This window comes from Pseudoalteromonas rubra, from assembly GCF_005887095.1.
Lineage (GTDB): Bacteria > Pseudomonadota > Gammaproteobacteria > Enterobacterales > Alteromonadaceae > Pseudoalteromonas > Pseudoalteromonas rubra_E.
The window spans coordinates 24808-41790 of sequence record NZ_PNCI01000004.1 but is presented as its reverse complement, the minus strand read 5'-3'; the positions used below and the strand labels follow the sequence as shown (position 1 = coordinate 41790).

At 48.8% G+C, this 16983-nt stretch carries 15 protein-coding genes; 13 read left to right on the top strand and 2 right to left on the bottom strand.

The features are described from left to right. Positions 1-6 precede the first annotated feature (6 nt). From pstB to CWB99_RS01970, 5 genes are all read left to right on the top strand, one after another. Entirely contained in the window at positions 7-834 is an 828-nt protein-coding gene (pstB, locus tag CWB99_RS01990; protein WP_138549857.1) for a phosphate ABC transporter ATP-binding protein PstB, read from the top strand. 82 nt (positions 835-916) lie between these two features. Then, positions 917-1618 carry a phosphate signaling complex protein PhoU gene (gene phoU / locus CWB99_RS01985; RefSeq protein ID WP_125558340.1) on the top strand — a complete coding sequence of 234 codons (702 nt, stop codon included), beginning with the start codon at positions 917-919 and terminating at the stop codon, positions 1616-1618. Between the two features lie 130 nt (positions 1619-1748). Beyond that, positions 1749-2426 carry a TIGR00153 family protein gene (locus CWB99_RS01980; protein ID WP_138549856.1) on the top strand — a complete coding sequence of 226 codons (678 nt, stop codon included), beginning with the start codon at positions 1749-1751 and terminating at the stop codon, positions 2424-2426. 50 nt (positions 2427-2476) lie between these two features. Further along, positions 2477-3745 carry an inorganic phosphate transporter gene (locus CWB99_RS01975; protein ID WP_138549855.1) on the top strand — a complete coding sequence of 423 codons (1269 nt, stop codon included), beginning with the start codon at positions 2477-2479 and terminating at the stop codon, positions 3743-3745. Positions 3746-3822: 77 nt separating this feature from the next. Then, positions 3823-4746 carry a hydrogen peroxide-inducible genes activator gene (locus CWB99_RS01970; RefSeq protein WP_138549854.1) on the top strand — a complete coding sequence of 308 codons (924 nt, stop codon included), beginning with the start codon at positions 3823-3825 and terminating at the stop codon, positions 4744-4746. A 64-nt stretch (positions 4747-4810) separates the two neighbouring features. Here the strand turns inward: CWB99_RS01970 and CWB99_RS24530 are convergent, their stop codons facing one another. Together CWB99_RS24530 and CWB99_RS01960 are read right to left on the bottom strand one after the other, a co-directional pair. Then, positions 4811-5014, bottom strand: coding sequence for a hypothetical protein (locus CWB99_RS24530; RefSeq protein ID WP_010383280.1), 204 nt, complete (start codon positions 5012-5014; stop codon positions 4811-4813). Between the two features lie 164 nt (positions 5015-5178). Continuing rightward, positions 5179-7689 (bottom strand): GGDEF/EAL domain-containing response regulator, encoded by a 2511-nt coding sequence (locus CWB99_RS01960; protein WP_138549853.1) that lies wholly within the window; start codon positions 7687-7689, stop codon positions 5179-5181. A gap of 267 nt (positions 7690-7956) precedes the next feature. Between CWB99_RS01960 and queA the strand changes: the two genes are divergently transcribed. The 8 genes from queA (at position 7957) to CWB99_RS01920 (ending at position 16950) form a co-directional block, all read left to right on the top strand. After that, positions 7957-8997, top strand: a complete 1041-nt coding sequence (gene queA / locus CWB99_RS01955) for a tRNA preQ1(34) S-adenosylmethionine ribosyltransferase-isomerase QueA (protein ID WP_138549852.1) — start codon at positions 7957-7959, stop codon at positions 8995-8997. Between the two features lie 189 nt (positions 8998-9186). Next, complete coding sequence (tgt, locus tag CWB99_RS01950) at positions 9187-10311, top strand: tRNA guanosine(34) transglycosylase Tgt (protein WP_010383277.1); 1125 nt, start codon at positions 9187-9189, stop codon at positions 10309-10311. Positions 10312-10344: 33 nt separating this feature from the next. Further along, positions 10345-10683 (top strand): preprotein translocase subunit YajC, encoded by a 339-nt coding sequence (gene yajC / locus CWB99_RS01945; protein ID WP_010383276.1) that lies wholly within the window; start codon positions 10345-10347, stop codon positions 10681-10683. Between the two features lie 21 nt (positions 10684-10704). Then, complete coding sequence (secD, locus tag CWB99_RS01940; RefSeq protein WP_138549851.1) at positions 10705-12564, top strand: protein translocase subunit SecD; 1860 nt, start codon at positions 10705-10707, stop codon at positions 12562-12564. Between the two features lie 9 nt (positions 12565-12573). Continuing rightward, a complete protein-coding gene (gene secF / locus CWB99_RS01935) occupies positions 12574-13515 on the top strand; it encodes a protein translocase subunit SecF (RefSeq protein WP_138549850.1) in 942 nt (313 codons plus the stop codon). 68 nt (positions 13516-13583) lie between these two features. Then, on the top strand, positions 13584-14168 hold the full coding sequence (locus CWB99_RS01930) for a hypothetical protein (RefSeq protein ID WP_138549849.1): 585 nt from the start codon (positions 13584-13586) through the stop codon (positions 14166-14168). An 87-nt stretch (positions 14169-14255) separates the two neighbouring features. Continuing rightward, on the top strand, positions 14256-16037 hold the full coding sequence (locus CWB99_RS01925; RefSeq protein ID WP_138549848.1) for a bifunctional diguanylate cyclase/phosphodiesterase: 1782 nt from the start codon (positions 14256-14258) through the stop codon (positions 16035-16037). Between the two features lie 121 nt (positions 16038-16158). Then, the gene (locus CWB99_RS01920) at positions 16159-16950 is read left to right on the top strand and encodes a substrate-binding periplasmic protein (RefSeq protein WP_138549847.1); all 792 of its coding nucleotides are present in this window, start codon (positions 16159-16161) and stop codon (positions 16948-16950) included. Positions 16951-16983 lie beyond the last annotated feature (33 nt).

Genomic DNA, 16983 nt, shown 5'->3' with positions numbered 1-16983 from the left:
AAATTTATGATTACAGTAGCGCCACAGGTAAATAATGCAGATACCAGCAAGAAGTTGGATCTGGAAAACTTGAGCCCGGAACTTACCGCGTTAGAGATCAAAAACCTTGACCTTTACTATGGTGATAAGCAGGCTCTGAGCGATATCAACATGTTGATCCCGCGTGGTCAGGTAACAGCGTTTATCGGTCCGTCTGGTTGTGGTAAATCGACGCTATTGCGTTGTATCAACCGCATGAACGACCTGGTAGATATCTGTCGTATTGAAGGTGAGATTAATCTTAACGGTACCAACATTTATGATAAAAGCGTCGATGTCGCTGCGTTGCGTCGTAATGTTGGTATGGTATTCCAGCGTCCAAACCCATTCCCTAAGTCTATTTACGAGAACGTGGTTTACGGTCTACGCTTACAAGGTGTAAAAGACAAACGTAAGCTGGATGAAGTGGTTGAGCGCTCGCTGCGCGGTGCTGCTTTATGGGATGAAGTAAAAGATCGCTTGCACGACAGTGCGTTTGGTCTGTCGGGTGGTCAGCAGCAGCGTCTGGTTATTGCACGTTCAATTGCGATTGAGCCAGAGGTATTATTGCTGGATGAGCCAACCTCGGCGCTGGACCCTATCTCGACCCTGGTTATTGAAGAGTTGATCAACGACCTGAAAGAAAAGTACACCGTGGTGATCGTAACCCACAACATGCAGCAGGCGGCGCGGGTATCCGATCAGACAGCCTTTATGTACATGGGTGAGCTGATCGAATATTCAGATACTAATACTCTGTTTACAACACCGACTAAGAAGAAAACCGAAGATTATATTACCGGTCGTTACGGTTAATTCATCAGGCTCAGAAAAGCGCTGAGCCAGCGCCTCCACAAGGAGGCGCCTATGCTGTGTTGAAACAAATTAGGAACTGACTATGGAACATAATATTAATAAGCATATCTCTGGCCGCTTTAACGAAGAGCTGGAAAACGTTCGCAACCATGTCTTGAGTATGGGCGGACTGGTTGAACAACAGTTGAACCTGGCACTGGATGCGGTGAGTCATTGTGATGAAAACAAGGCCCGCAAAGTCAGCGAGAACGACTATCAGGTTAATGCCATGGAAGTGAGCATTGACGAAGAATGCACTCGCATTATTGCTAAGCGTCAGCCGGCGGCCAGTGACTTGCGATTGGTTGTTGCCATTGCAAAAACCATTGCCGATCTGGAGCGTATTGGTGATGAAGCGGAACGCATTGCCAAAGTAGCGCTGGATTCTTTCACCAAAGACCAGCAAGACTTACTGGTCAATGTTGAAAATATGGGCCGTCTGGTTTCTCAGATGCTACATGACGTACTGGATGCGTTTGCCCGTATGGATGCCCAGCGGGCATTTGAGGTACATAAAGAAGACGCCAAAGTTGACCGTGAATATGAAGCACTCACGCGTCAGATCATGACCTATATGATGGAAGACCCACGCTCTATTCCTAAGATTATGGACCTGATCTGGTCAGTACGCTCGCTGGAGCGTATCGGTGACCGCTGTCAGAATATTGCAGAATATGTGATTTATTTCGTAAATGGCAAAGATATTCGCCATACTTCTCAGGAAGATATCGAAAAATCACTGTGATCTGTAACAAATAACGGTGCCTTTTAGGTACCGTTAATCAGAACTTCACACGAAAAAGCGTTCACAAACTGGCTTAATGCTGTAAAATTGCGCCCTGCACATGCATATTAATATGATTTAAGGGTCAGTTATGCCTAGTAATGCATTTTTAGGAGTATTCGCAAAGTCTCCTATTAAGCCAATTGAAGAGCACATTAAGATCGTCCATCAAGCCAGTGAAACCTTGATCCCGTTCTTTCACCATGCCTTCAAAGGGGAGTGGACCGAGGCCGATGCGCTTCGTGTGCAGATCCGTAACCTGGAAAGAGAAGCAGATACTTTAAAGCGTGAAGTGCGCCTGCACTTGCCACGTGGTCTGTTTATGCCGGTAGAACGTACCGACTTACTGGAACTCATTACCCACCAAGACAAGATCGCCAATAAAGCCAAAGACATCGCGGGACGCGTAATTGGTCGTGAACTGGAGATCCCTGAATCAATTCAAGCCGACTTTTTGGCGTATCTGACACGCTGTGTTGATGCGACCAAACAAGCCTCAGAAGCCATTAACGAATTCGACGAACTACTGGAAACGGGTTTCCGTGGTCGCGAAGTTGCTCTGGTCGAAAAAATGCTCGTTGAACTGGATGCCATCGAGGAAGACACCGATGAGATGCAGATCCGTATTCGTAGAGGTTTACGCAACATTGAAAGTGAACTTAACCCGATTGATGTGATGTTCTTATACAAGATCATCGAATGGGTCGGTGAGTTGGCTGACATTGCAGAACGCGTAGGTTCACGACTGGAGCTGATGCTGGCGCGCTAAGCGTACACCATCTGCCTTCACACAATTAGTTAAGAATTAAAGGTTTTACAATGGATATCATTGCATCCTATGGCACGCTATTGATTATAATTGCGGCCGCAGTTGGTTTCTTTATGGCCTATGGCATTGGCGCGAACGACGTAGCCAATGCGATGGGTACATCGGTTGGCTCAAAAGCGCTGACCATCAAACAGGCGATCATCATCGCGATGATTTTTGAATTTGCCGGTGCTTACCTGGCCGGTGGTGAGGTAACCTCGACGATCCGTAAAGGGATCATCGATGCTACGCCATTTGTGGACATTCCGGAGCTGATGGTGCTGGGTATGATCTCGGCGTTATTTGCCGCGGGTACCTGGTTGTTGTTGGCGTCTATGCTTGGCTGGCCTGTGTCTACTACGCACTCTATCATTGGTGCCATCATAGGCTTTGCTTTAGTTGCTGTGGGCAGCGAAGCAATCCAATGGGGTAAGGTTGCTGGTATCGTCGGTAGCTGGATTGTGACCCCGGCGATTTCGGGCTTTATCGCATACCTTATCTTTATGAGTGCGCAAAAGCTGATCTTTGACACCGACAAGCCACTGGAAAACGCCAAGCGCTTCGTCCCGGTATACATGGGTCTGGCAGGTTTTGTGATGTCTTTGGTAACCATCAAAAAAGGTCTGAAGCACATTGGTGTTAACCTGGGCACTGTTGAAGGGTATGCGCTGGCTATTGGTATTGCTGTGTTGGTAGGCTTGATTGGTAAAATGGCCATCAACCGCCTGAAGATAGACCCGAATGCGGATAAGCAAATGCACTTCAATAACGTTGAGAAAGTGTTTGCGATTCTGATGGTACTGACAGCCTGTTGTATGGCGTTCGCACACGGTTCGAACGACGTGGCTAACGCGATTGGTCCTCTGGCTGCGGTTGTGAACATTGTTGAACACAATGGTGAAATAGCCAAGAAAGCGGCGCTGGCGTGGTGGATTTTGCCACTGGGTGGTTTAGGTATCGTCGTCGGTCTGGCTGTACTGGGTAAAAAAGTAATCAAGACTATCGGTGAAGGTATTACTCACCTGACACCAAGCCGTGGCTTTGCTGCTGAGCTTGCAGCCGCGTCTACAGTTGTTATTGCATCAGGTACAGGTTTGCCAATCTCAACCACACAGACCTTAGTGGGTGCGGTATTGGGTGTCGGTATGGCCCGCGGTATTGCTGCACTGAACATGGGTGTGATCAGAAACATTGTGGTTTCATGGGTGATCACATTGCCAGTTGGCGCTGCCCTTGCTATTGTTATATTCTACATTCTGAGAAGCGCATTCGGCGTTTAACAGAAAGGACAGACTTTTAGCTTGAAAAGATCTCAATGCCTTTGGTGTTGGGGTCTTTTTATTTGTGGGTATAAAAAGTGAATAACTTACCAAGCATTAAACAGTTACAGTATTTAATTGCGGTGCACCAGCACCAGCATTTTGGCCGCGCTGCGGAAGCTTGTTTTATTGGCCAGTCAACACTGAGCAGTGCCATTCAGAACCTCGAAGAAACGCTGGGATGCCAACTGATAGAGCGTGAAAACCGCAGTTTAATGTTCACAGATGTGGGCGAAGAAGTGGTGGAGCGTGCCAAACGCATTATCGGCGATACCATTAGCGTGGTAGAGCTGACCAAGAGCTTTAAGCACCCCTTATCGGGCAAATTGGTGCTGGGTATCATTCCTACCATCGCCAGCTTTATTGCGGCGCCTTTATACCGATTTTGTAAAGACGCTTTTCCTGAACTTCAGCTGGTACTGGTGGAGGACACCAGTGATCGTTTGCTCGATAAACTGGAGCAGGGCCATATTGATATGGGTATGCTGGCGTTACCCTACAGAACCGAAAAGTTTCACACTCAGGTGATTGCCCGGGATCATTTTTCCTTGGTTCGCCATCAGGAGTATCAGGTACCCGAGCAGCTGGATGACTTTAATGTGCTGCCGGAGCAAAGCGTATTTTTGCTGGAGCGGGAACACTGTATGACAGATCATGCGCTCAGTGCCTGTCACCTTAACCGCAGTGCCTGTATTAATCCCTTCGAGGCCGCTAACCTGCACACCTTGCTCAGCATGGTGGAATATCAAAACGGGGTTACTTTCTTGCCACAGATGGCGCTGAACGCTGGTATTCTGGATGGCAAGCCTATGGTCGCCACCGCGCCGCAGCCTGATGCTTACCGTGAGATAGGTTTGTTATGGCGTAAAACCACCGGACGGATCAGGGACTTCCGCTTATTCAGCGATAAAGCGGGGGAGTTTGTTGCGCAGCACTGCAACGAGGCGAACACCCGAAAATAAAACCATGAAGGGCGGCTGCCCTTCATGTCAGACTATTAATTCTGAAATGGGCTCTGAGGCGCGGTTACGACTCCAGAGACCCCAGTTGACGGCTTGACTTTAGGTCGGGTAAAAATAATAAGTAAACCCACACCACCAAATTAAAGTAAGGGACTAAGCCGAGTAAGGTAAAAAACAGTTTTGGGTAGCCTTTGTGGCTTGCGCTTCGGTAACATTGTACGGCAATAACAACGTATATGAGCAACAATATAATAGACAGCTGTACCATTGCAATTCCTCCATTTCCATAGCCAGACGTGTCCAAATCCGTTGAATGTCTTGTAAATACCTGTGTTTCATGTATTTAAAGTGACACGTCAAAATGTAAGCTTAATTATAGATGAGAATTGCCCAACAGGCAGCTAATTTTTAGTCGAAATTTGTACAAAAATACTAGCAGGCTGTTTTCTCAGATAAAATAGTTTTCAGTACGGCACTGAGTTGTTCAACGGGGAGTGGGCGTGAAATATAGTAGCCCTGACCGTAATCAATCCCTATCTCTTTGAGTGCGTCAAAAATCTCTTTGCTCTCCACATACTCAGCCACAGAGCGCTTATCCAGTGAGTGACTGATGTCATTCACCGCTTTCACCAGCGCCAGATCGATTGGGTCATTAAGCATGTCACGTACAAATGAGCCATCGATTTTAACGTGTTGAGCTGGCAGCTGTTTTAAGTAGCTAAAGGTACTGAATCCGGTGCCAAAGTCATCGATAGAGAAATGACAGCCGAGTTCATTGAGCTTGGCAATCATAGCCTGAGTCGCGCTGAGGTTGTTGATACTGGCCGATTCTGTGATCTCAAAAATAATCGCACTGGCCGCCACCTGAAACTCCGCCAGACAGGATTGAATATGCGGCAGCAAACGCTCGTCCAGAAATGACTGGGCCGACAGGTTGACCGAGACCTGGTGCAGTTCCGGGTGGCAGGCAATAGCGCGAATACATTCGCGGATCACGCACTGGTCCATCAGGTAGGTATCATTGAGTAATTCCAGTGCAGGAATAAATTGATTCGGATAAACCAGGTTGTCGTCAACACGCAGCCGCAACAGAGCTTCGAAGTAGGCTACCTGATTGCGCTTAAAATCCCAGATGGGCTGATAATGCAGCTCAATATGGTTATTCTGTAACGCCTGACGAACATTGTGCCCCCATTCTAACCCTGTCTGTAAGGTGCTGTTCTGCGCATCTTCTTTGCTGTAACAGTGGACCAGGTTGCGGCCCAGGTTCTTGGCAATATACAGGGCAATGTCGGCCTGTTTGAGGCACTCGCTCGGATCGCTGTTTTGCTGTGTCACTTGTGTTAAACCAATGGAACAACTGATGGTATAGCTGGCTTCCTCGGAATGGAACTGATGATGTTCAATGGCACTGCAGACACTTTCAGCCAGCATGTGGGCATCCAGCAGCGGAGTATGTTTCAGCAAAATCGCAAACTCATCGCCACCGATGCGGAAAATAAGATGCTCATCGGCGATGTGCTCTCCAAACAGCTGAGCCACTTCTTTGAGGACAATGTCTCCCTGCTGGTGACCTTTACTGTCATTGATGATCTTAAAATGATCCAGATCGATATAGATCAATGCGTGTTCAAGGTTCGGGTCATGCTTAGCCTGTTCACAGAAGAGATTCAATTGCTGGTCAAAGTAGTAGCGGTTATGCAGTCCCGTCAGGGTGTCATGCAGTGCAAGGTGGCGTAGCTGCAATTCGGCTTGCTTGCGTTCATGGATATTGTCTATGGTCGCTGTAATAGTCGCAGTGCTGGTGACATTTTTAATCAGCTGAAAGCGACACTCAACCCAGATAGGGCATTGATTGCTCTGCATCACTTGCAGTTCAAGCAGCGCTGATTGCTGCTCGCCTTGTTGTACTTTTGTCAGCACCGATGCCAGTTTGTCACGGTGCTCTGCCAGCACGTAGTCGAACATACTGGTGTGCAGGCTGGCTTTTAATTTGTGGCCTACCAACTGCTCCCATGCAGGGTTTAAAAAGCGGATCACACCCGCGGTGTCCAGCTCCATTACCACGGTATTAAGGTGCAGTAAAATGCGCTGGTGCGCCGAGAACAGGTCTTTGTAGCGTCGTTCGCTGCGGCTCAGCTGCTCGACCTTTTCTGCAAACTCGGCATAGCTGACCATAAAGTCTTCACGACGCGCGGCATGGTCGCACACTTTACTCAGCAAAGATAAATCATAGGGAGCACGCACAAAATCGGTGACGCCGAGTAACAAAAGCTGTTCAGCATAGTCTGCATCGCGGTTGTCTATAATAGTCACGATAGCCTGGCTGGGCTTATGCTGAAGAATGTTCGCCACCAGCTCTTTACCTGCATCGCTGTGTGTTGCCGTCGCATCCAGCAGCACAATGGCAAACTCACTTTGCAGGAACTGCGACAGCGCCCCATTGGTGGTGGTGACGTGTGTGGTGGTGAAGTTCAGCGATAAATGCTGGCAAATTTCATCGGCACGGACTTGGTCTGGTTCGAGCAGCAGCAGGTTTAAGCGACTGCTTTTTTCTAAATGCGTCGACAGTACATTCGCCAATACCTGAGGCAATACATCCTGGCGCTCCAGAGGTAGCACGGCATCTATGCTATAACTGCGGGCAGTGGTTTCCGCAATGCGTTCACAGTAGGTGGGCGGCGTCAGTACAATGGGTGTATTTTTGGGCGTTTTTAATAGCCCGGAGCGCACCATTCGCGAGAATCGCCAGCCATCAATCTTGCCAACATTAAGCCCGGTAATGATCAAATCAACAGCCTGGCGCTTTAATACACCCAACGCGGTTTGTGTGTCACTGTGCTCAACAATGTGAAACACATTCAGTGAAGACAAGGTTTTGACGATCAACTGTCGCTCTTGTTGATCTGCATTGACCAGCAATAATGTGAGTTGCTTTGCCATGGTGTTACTGCCTTAAACCCATGAAATAAGTAAACAAGTTTATGCCCTTTTTATCGGTGAAGTGTCTCGCTGCCTGTACCTTAGAGGATCCCAGGGCTGGGTCGTTCGCTGTGTGGCACGTTTTAGCTGCGAAATTTCGTACAATAGCGACTAGATTAAAGCTATTTTACTACACTGACAAGCGTTACATAGTTTTACCTCAGCACTTGATTTAGCGTAGGCGGATCACTAGACTTGGCGCCTATTTGCATTAATTTGAGGTCTTCTATGCGCGTTGCTGACTTTAGTTTTGAACTCCCTGATGAGCTGATCGCTCGCCACCCTAAAAAAGAACGCTCCAGCAGTCGTTTGTTAACGCTCGATGGCAACACGGGTGAATTACAGCATAAAGTGTTTAAGGATATTGTCGATCTGATCAATCCGGAAGATCTCATAATTTTCAATAATACCAAAGTGATCCCGGCCCGTATGTTTGGTCAAAAGGCCACCGGCGGTAAGCTGGAAGTACTGGTTGAGCGGGTACTGGATGAGCACAGCGTATTGGCCCATGTGCGTGCCAGTAAATCGCCAAAAGAAGGCGCTGAGATCATACTTGAAGGCAAAGCAACAGCCACTATGGTCGCCCGTCACGGTGAGCTGTTTGAACTCAAGTTTCATGGTGATTCATCGGTGTTGTCTATTCTCGACGAAATCGGTCATATGCCTTTGCCTCCCTATATTGATCGCCCTGATGATGAGCAAGACAAAGAGCGCTATCAGACCGTGTACGGTGAAAAGCCAGGTGCCGTTGCTGCGCCCACCGCAGGCCTGCATTTTGATGACGTGCTTATGGCACAATTGAAAGATAAGGGCGTTGAGATGGCGTTTGTCACTTTACACGTCGGTGCGGGTACTTTTCAGCCTGTACGGGTAGATAATGTGAACGACCACCATATGCATTCTGAGTACATCGAAGTGCCTCAGGATGTGGTTGATGCGATTGCCGCTGCGCGCCAGCGTGGTGGACGAGTGATCGCAATTGGTACAACGTCAGTACGCTCACTGGAGTCGGCTGCAAAAGCGCATCCGGAGGAATTAAAACCCTTTTATGGCGATACTGATATCTTTATCTACCCGGGCTACGAGTTCCAGCTGGTAGATGCCATGGTCACCAATTTCCACTTGCCCGAATCAACCCTGATCATGCTGGTCAGTGCCTTTGCGGGCCAGTCGCATATTATGCATGCCTATGAGACGGCGATTGCCGAGCAATATCGCTTCTTTAGTTACGGTGATGCCATGTTCCTGACTAAACAGGACAATGCATAAGCCTTGCAAACCCAGCCAAACGGCTGGGTTTTTCTGTTTTAAACCGCGAATTCTGTGGCCTGGCGCTTTAAAGTGCTATTTTAGACCCAATATTAATGCCGTTATGGTAGAATCTGGCGGTTTTCAAAGTTGTCGGGTTTGGTGCCCGATCTGGAATAAGTTGGACTGTTTTTCCGACCAGAGGTAAGTATGAAATTTGAATTAGATTGTACACAGGGCAAAGCGCGCCGCGGTCGCCTTATCTTTGACCGAGGCGTGGTTGAAACGCCTGCTTTTATGCCGGTAGGCACCTATGGCACCGTAAAAGGCATGACACCGGATGAATTAAAAGACACCGGTGCGCATATTTGTCTGGGCAACACTTTTCATCTGATGTTACGTCCGGGTACAGAGATCATCAAACAGCACGGTGATCTGCACGATTTTATGAACTGGGATAAACCAATCTTAACCGATTCAGGCGGTTTCCAGGTATTTAGTCTGGGCGCAATGCGTAAGATCAGCGAGGAAGGTGTGTTGTTCCAGTCACCGGTCAACGGTGAGCGGATCATGTTATCTCCGGAAAAAGCGATGGAAGTACAGCGTGATCTGGGCTCTGACATCGTGATGATCTTCGACGAATGTACGCCTTATCCTGCGACGGAAAAAGAAGCGCGTGATTCAATGGAGCTGTCTTTGCGCTGGGCAAAGCGCTCTAAAGAAGCCCATGGCGATAACCCGTCTGCACTCTTTGGCATTATTCAGGGCGGTATGTACCCTGAGCTGCGCGCCGAATCTCAGGCTGGACTGGAAGACATTGGTTTTGATGGTTATGCCCTGGGCGGCCTGTCAGTGGGTGAGCCGAAAGAAGACATGATCAACATCCTTGATCACTGTGCCTATAAAATGCCGGAGCAAAAACCGCGTTACCTGATGGGCGTGGGCAAGCCGGAAGACTTAGTAGAAGCTGTACGTCGTGGTATCGACATGTTTGACTGTGTGATGCCAACCCGTAACGCGCGAAATGGTCACCTGTTTATTACCGGTGGCGTGATTAAGATCCGCAACGCGGTGCATAAAACGGATACAGGTCCATTGGATCCTGAGTGTGATTGCCACACGTGTAAAAATTACTCGCGCGCTTATTTGCATCACCTGGATAAGTGTAACGAGATCTTAGGTGCGCGTCTTAATACTATCCATAACCTGCGCTATTATCAGCGCCTGATGGAAGGGATGCGTGAGGCTATTGCGGCCGGTACGTTTGATCAGTTTGTGGCTGACTTTTATGCCCGACGTGACAGACCGGTTCCGCCATTGGCCGATACCGAATAACAGTTTGCAATAAAAATTAAATGAGGAAGAGCTATGAGCTTATTTATGTCTAGCGCGCATGCCAGCACGGCAGCCGCAGCACCAGCCGGTGGCGAGTGGAGCATGTTAATCATGCTGGGTATTTTTGGTCTGGTATTTTATTTCCTGATCTACCGCCCACAAGCAAAGCGTGTAAAAGAGCATAAAGATCTGATGGGTGCGCTGACCAAAGGTGACGAAGTACTGACTCAGGGTGGCCTGGTCGGAAAAATCTCTAAGGTTGCAGAAGACAAAGATTTTATCGTTATTGCCCTGAATGATCAGGCAGAAGTAACGGTACAAAAATCAGCGGTATCAGCTGTGCTACCAAAAGGCACAATGAAGTCGCTATAAACCAGCAATAAGGATGATCCAGTGTTAAACAAGTATCCAATGTGGAAATATTTACTTGTGCTCGCTGTATTGGCCGTAGGTATTTTATACGCTACACCTAACCTGTATGGTCGTGATCCGGCCATACAGGTTTCTGGTACTAAAGGTACCAATGCCGATCTCAGTGTGCTCGACCAGGTAAATAAAACACTTAAAGACAACAACCTCACCGTAAAATCAACTGCCCTTGAAGATGGCCAGGTGCTCGTCCGTTTCACTAACGTTGAAGACCAGCTTAAAGCGCAGGATTTGCTGCGTAATACCCTGAGTGAAGATTATATCTCTGCCATTAACATGTCCCCGGCACAGCCTGAGTGGTTAAAGAATTTGGGTGCTAATCCAATGAAATTGGGTCTGGACTTGAGCGGTGGTGTTCACTTCACGATGGAAGTTGACATGGCGACGGCCATGGACAAAGCATTTGAGCAGATGGAGCAGGATTATAAGAGCGATCTAAGAGAAGAAAAACTACGTTATCGTTCGATTCGTCGTGTTGCTAATAGTGACCGTATTCAAGTAGTTATGCGCTCTGACGAAGACAGAGATGCGGCTGAGCGGTTCCTGAAAAAGCGTTACCCGGGCAACCTGTTTATCAACGACAGCAGCAATGGCCTGGCATTTTTCTCAACGCTGAGTGAGCCAAAGATTAAAGAGCTACGCGACTACGCCATCAAGCAAAATGAGACCATCATTCGTAACCGGATCAACCAGCTAGGCGTGGCAGAGCCGAATGTACAGCGTCAGGGCGCTGAGCGAATTATTGTTCAGCTACCAGGTGTCCAAGATACCGCGCGTGCGAAAGAGATCTTAGGGGCAACGGCCACGCTTGAGTTCCGCGAAGTGGATCAAAATGCTGATGCGCGTGCCGCTGCGCAAGGTCGCGTGCCGCCGGGTTCAGAAGTGATCATGCATCAGGCTGGTTATCCGGTTGTAGTGAAAAAGCGTGTTGTGCTGGAAGGGTCACACATCACAGGTGCTCAGTCAGGCCTGGATGAATATCAGCGTCCTAAAGTAAGCATCAACCTTGACTCCAAAGGTGGCGCGAAAATGAGTGCCTTTACCAAGCGTGCGATTGGTAAACCGATGGCTACGGTATTCATTGAATACAAGCCGTCAGGTAAAGTCGACAAAAATGGTAAAGCCCTGCCACCTATCAAAGTGGAAGAAGTGATCAACGTGGCTACCATTCAGGCCCGTCTGAACAGCTCATTCCAGATCACCGGGATTAATACCCCGGCTGAAGCGCACAATCTGAGCTTGTTGCTGCGTGCTGGTGCGCTGGTTGCGCCTATTCAAATTGTTGAAGAACGTACGGTTGGTCCCAGCCTGGGTCAGGAGAACATCCAGGCAGGTATGACTGCGGTTGTGCTGGGTTTTGCGTTTGTACTGGCATTTATGTTGATGTACTACAAAGGTTTTGGTCTGGTTGCCAACATGGCACTGGCTGCCAACCTGGTGATGATTGTGGGCGTTATGTCAATGATCCCAGGAGCAACGCTGACCTTACCGGGTATTGCCGGTATTGTACTGACCGTCGGTATGGCGGTAGATGCTAACGTGCTTATCTTTGAGCGTATTCGTGAAGAGCTGGCGGAAGGGCGCAGTCCTCAGCAAGCGGTTCACCACGGCTACGACAGTGCCTTCAGCACCATTTTCGACGCTAACATTACCACGCTTATCGCTGCCGTGATCCTATTCTCTGTCGGTACGGGTCCGATTGCAGGCTTCGCCGTGACGCTGGCCATTGGTATCTTAACGTCGATGTTTACGGCTATCGTCGGTACTCGTGCGGTGATCAATGCGGTCATCGGTGGCAAGCGTATTAATTCGCTTTCAATCTAGGAGACGAAGATGCAGTTATTAAGAATCAAAGACACTATCCGCTTTATGGCGGCGCGCAAAGTGTCGATGGCGTTTTCTGCGCTACTGATCCTGGCGTCGATTTTCAGCCTGACTTACAAAGGCATGAACATGGGTCTGGATTTCACCGGTGGTACCGCGGTTGAAGTGGGTTTTTCACAGCCTGCTGACTTACCGAAAGTGCGTAGTACACTGGCAGAAAGTGGCTTCCCTGATGCGTCTGTGACCTTGTTTGGTTCAAGCCAGGACGTGTTGGTGCGCCTTGCCCCTCGTGATGACGTGAAAGCTGAGATCCTGGGTAACCAGCTGGTCGATGCGTTGAAGCAGGTCGACAGCAATGTTGAAATGCGCCGTATTGAGTTTGTTGGTCCAAGCGTCGGTGAAGACCTCAAAGAGCAGGGGGGGCTGGCAATGCTGACCGCACTGCTGTGTATCCTTATCTACGTTGCGTTTCGCTTTGAGTGGCGCTTTGCCGTTGGTGCCGTCGCGGCTTTATTCCACGACGTGATCCTGACGATGGGCCTGTTCTCACTACTGGGTTTAGAGTTTGACCTGACTATTCTGGCCGCGATCCTGGCCGTAATTGGTTACTCTCTCAACGATACCATAGTTGTATCTGACCGGATCCGTGAGAACTTCCGTAAGGTCCGTATCGACGATACGCTGGAGATCATTGATATTTCACTAACTCAGACACTGAACCGTACTTTGGTGACGTCAATCACCACGATTCTGGTACTGGTTGCACTGTTTGTCTGGGGCGGTCAGACTATCCATGGTTTTGCAACTGCACTGTTATTCGGTGTATTCATCGGTACTTACTCATCGGTCTACGTGGCCAGCTCGGTAGCCGTTGCTATGGGTGTGAGCAAAGAGGACCTGATCCCGGTTGAAGTGGAAAAAGAAGGCGCCGACCTGGATGCCATGCCATAATCAACCTGCAATGTAATAGAAAGCCGCGATTGTATCGCGGCTTTTTTGTCATCACCGGAGGAAATACAATGCGTAAGGAATTAGCGACCGTGTTATTGGGCCTGGCTTTGGCCGGCTGCTCAGAACCGTCAGAGCAGGTGGCCAATGCCCAGACTGCCACATCAGTAGAACCTGATTCTGAGATCGAAACCTATCAATTACTCGCCAGCGAACTGCTTAAGGACATCCGGATTCAAAGTGATGCCGAACTGGTTCGCAGCCATGCTGATAACCTGATAAAGCAGGGCAGTAAGGTGCTGGACGCGTTTAACCTCGCGTATCCGCAGTGCCAGCCTTACTTCAACGCTGTACAGACAATCGGGGGGTCTCTGAGCGGCTTGTCTCTGGATGAACTGGAACAAGGTTATCATGATGGTAATAAATTACCTGAGCTGCCCGATCCGGTTTGTTATCATGGCAAAGAGCTGATGCTGCACCCTGCCAGAGTCTTAGTCATCGTTAAAGATGGCTTAGGTGACGACGAAAGCTATCTGGAAGCTGAGCTGGAAATGGTCGAAGCCATGGCACATGCTGAGCAGGTTAAACAGGCAATTAAGCGCTCTGAAGCAGCGGCAGAGGAACAGGCAATTGCAAATGATTCAACATCAAATTAGGTACAATTTTCTTTTTGACATATAACTGTCATGTAAAATTGATAATTTGCTCGATTATCAATCAAACCTCATCTTGGTCATCGAGCAGTGGACTCAACGCAGATCCTTTTGGATGAAATCATCGCAAATAAGGCCGTTTATACGGCATTCCAGCCAATCTATGACTTGGCGAAGGAGCAGGTGCTGGGCTTTGAAGCGCTGAGCAGAGGCAAGCGCGGCTCTGCGCTGGAGCAACCTGACAGCTTGTTTGCTGCAGCCAGTCGCTACGATCGACTCTCTGAGCTGGAATTACTGTGCCGTCAAAGGGCGATCACGCAATTTGTGGCGCTGCAATTACCCGGTAAGCTGTTTCTCAATGTCAGCCCAAAGGCGTTACTGGATCCGCGCCATCCCAAAGGCGAAACCTTGCATCTGGTTGAGCAGGCTGGGTTGGCTGCCAATCGTATTGTGATTGAAGTGACTGAACAGGATAAGGTGGATGACGGCTTCTTACTGTTAAAAACCATTGCCCATTACCGCCAACTGGGGTTTACCATTGCCATCGATGACTTGGGTGCGGGTTACTCGGGGCTTAAGCAATGGTCAGAGCTATGCCCCGACTTCGTCAAAGTGGACCGCTATTTTATCGATTATTGCGATCAGAGTATTGTCAAACGTGAGTTTCTTAAGTCCATTATTGAACTTGCCAAAGCGACCAATACGGCGGTCATCGCCGAGGGCATCGAACGCATGGAAGAGCTCGCTTTGCTGGAGCAGTTGGGTATTGTCAATGCGCAGGGGTATCTGCTGGCCAAGCCCAGTGAACGCCCGGACCGTGAGATGATTAATCTGGCCCAGCATCGCCACAATGACAACAAAGACAATCCCTTTGAGCAGTCTATTGCCATTGGCTGGCTGGCAAAAGATGTGGCTGCCATTCACACCTGTACACAATGTCTCGATGCTCACCGGCACTTTGAACGTGATAAACGGCTGATGAGTCTGACGGTGGTCAATGACGCCAGAGAGCCGGTGGGATTGTTACACCGGGATCAGCTCACCGAAGTCTTTGCTGCGCCCTATGGTCATGCCTTGTTCGACAAAAAACCTGTGACAGAGTTGATGGACAAGCAGCCCCTGATTGTCGATGAGCAGGAACAACTTGATAGTGTCAGTCAGCTTATTACAGAACACGAATTCGATATACGACGGCATATTATCATTACCCGGGAAGGGCGCTATCTGGGGCTGGCACCACTGCGTGACATCCTCAAGCACATTACCGACGAGAAAATTCGTCATGCACAACATGCAAACCCACTCACCATGTTGCCGGGCAATGTGGCTATTAATGAGGCCATTGAACAGCGTCTGCGTGCCATGCACGGGTTTTCGCTGGCCTATATCGACCTTAACCACTTTAAGCAGTTTAATGACCTGTATGGCTATGCCAGTGGCGACAGTGTGATCAAGTTGCTGGCAGAAGTGACGGTTGCAGTATGTAAGCACAGTCATTGCTTCGTGGGTCACATTGGTGGCGATGACTTTATGGTGGTGTTTGATGAGGACGATGCAGAAACCTTGTGCCATGAGATAATCCAACGTTTCGAAGCTCAGTCTAAGGCCTTTTTCACCCCTGAGCATGTGGCTGCAGGTGGTTACTGGGCCAGCAATCGGGAAGGGCAGAAGCAATTTGTTCCTTTGCTGACTTTATCGATTGGACTGGTTTCGCCGGACGTAGAATCTTGTAGTAACAGCCATCAGGTTGCTGCACTGGCAACGGATGCAAAAAAAGAAGCTAAGAGATACCGCAATAGTTATTTGTTTGTTTGCAATCGCCGCAAACCCAGTGCCCCTGTGGTACGTTTAGACGCGGTCAGCAGCGTCTAATACCAACTTCACTCGAGTATTGTTGCAGTTAAGCACGCTAGGGTGTAGTTTGAAAGTCACCAACGTTAGCGCCTGAGATGCAATGTGCAGGGCGGACAATTCAATGTGAATTAGGTGGTGTATGGTAAAATGGTATGTTTATCTGATGCTATTCCTGCTTGGGGTCGTTGCCGAAGCTAAGTCAACCATATATGTTGCAAAAGAGATGCGGCCGCTGTACGACCGCGACTTGTTCCTCTACGAACTGCTCGACTTATCTTTAAAAGCCGCTGAATACCCGGTGGATATTCAACACGTCAAGGTCCATCCTCATCAGCAAAGAACGCTTCTGGCGCTGAGCAAAGGGGAAGTTGATTTACACTGGAGTATGTCCAGCCCGGCACGGGAAAAGCTGGCCATCGCGGTCAAGTTTCCACTCTTTGACGGTTTGATAGGGAAACGGGCATTGCTGGTTAATCGGGCACAGTTAGCACGATTTCAAGCCCTGAAGGACAAAGCTGAGCTGGCTAAATTGGTGGCTGTGCAAGGCCATGACTGGCCAGACACTAAGATACTGGCGGCCAATGGCTTAAAAGTCAGGCCGATTGTAAATTATCAGGCTATGTTCGATTTAATTACGGCTCAGAAGGCCGACTATTTTCCTCGCTCAGTGATAGAAATCGACTCTGAGCTGGCGGCACAAGCCTCTGATGACTTGATAAAGCTACCGCAGTTTTACTTGTCTTACCCGGCACATTTCTATTTTTTTGTGAACAAGCAAAAGCCTGAGCTGGCGGAGAAGCTGGCGCTGGGGTTATCGCGCCTGAAAGAAAGTGGCCAGTATGAAACGCTTTTGGCGCACTATTTTGATCTGTCCTTTTTGAGCACAGCGCGCCCTATTTATCTGGATAACCCATATTTTTACAGCGACTGAAGACCGCCTGCAAAGGTGTATTGAGGTGACGAA

Excerpts from the sequence above, each read along its gene's own strand:
- pstB (WP_138549857.1), top strand. The coding sequence starts at position 7 with ATGATTACAGTAGCGCCACAGGTAAATAATGCAGATACCAGCAAGAAG.
- phoU (WP_125558340.1), top strand. The coding sequence starts at position 917 with ATGGAACATAATATTAATAAGCATATCTCTGGCCGCTTTAACGAAGAG.
- CWB99_RS01980 (WP_138549856.1), top strand. The coding sequence starts at position 1,749 with ATGCCTAGTAATGCATTTTTAGGAGTATTCGCAAAGTCTCCTATTAAG.
- CWB99_RS01975 (WP_138549855.1), top strand. The coding sequence starts at position 2,477 with ATGGATATCATTGCATCCTATGGCACGCTATTGATTATAATTGCGGCC.
- CWB99_RS24530 (WP_010383280.1), bottom strand. The coding sequence starts at position 5,014 with ATGGTACAGCTGTCTATTATATTGTTGCTCATATACGTTGTTATTGCC.
- CWB99_RS01960 (WP_138549853.1), bottom strand. The coding sequence starts at position 7,689 with ATGGCAAAGCAACTCACATTATTGCTGGTCAATGCAGATCAACAAGAG.
- queA (WP_138549852.1), top strand. The coding sequence starts at position 7,957 with ATGCGCGTTGCTGACTTTAGTTTTGAACTCCCTGATGAGCTGATCGCT.
- tgt (WP_010383277.1), top strand. The coding sequence starts at position 9,187 with ATGAAATTTGAATTAGATTGTACACAGGGCAAAGCGCGCCGCGGTCGC.
- yajC (WP_010383276.1), top strand. The coding sequence starts at position 10,345 with ATGAGCTTATTTATGTCTAGCGCGCATGCCAGCACGGCAGCCGCAGCA.
- secF (WP_138549850.1), top strand. The coding sequence starts at position 12,574 with ATGCAGTTATTAAGAATCAAAGACACTATCCGCTTTATGGCGGCGCGC.
- CWB99_RS01930 (WP_138549849.1), top strand. The coding sequence starts at position 13,584 with ATGCGTAAGGAATTAGCGACCGTGTTATTGGGCCTGGCTTTGGCCGGC.
- CWB99_RS01920 (WP_138549847.1), top strand. The coding sequence starts at position 16,159 with ATGGTAAAATGGTATGTTTATCTGATGCTATTCCTGCTTGGGGTCGTT.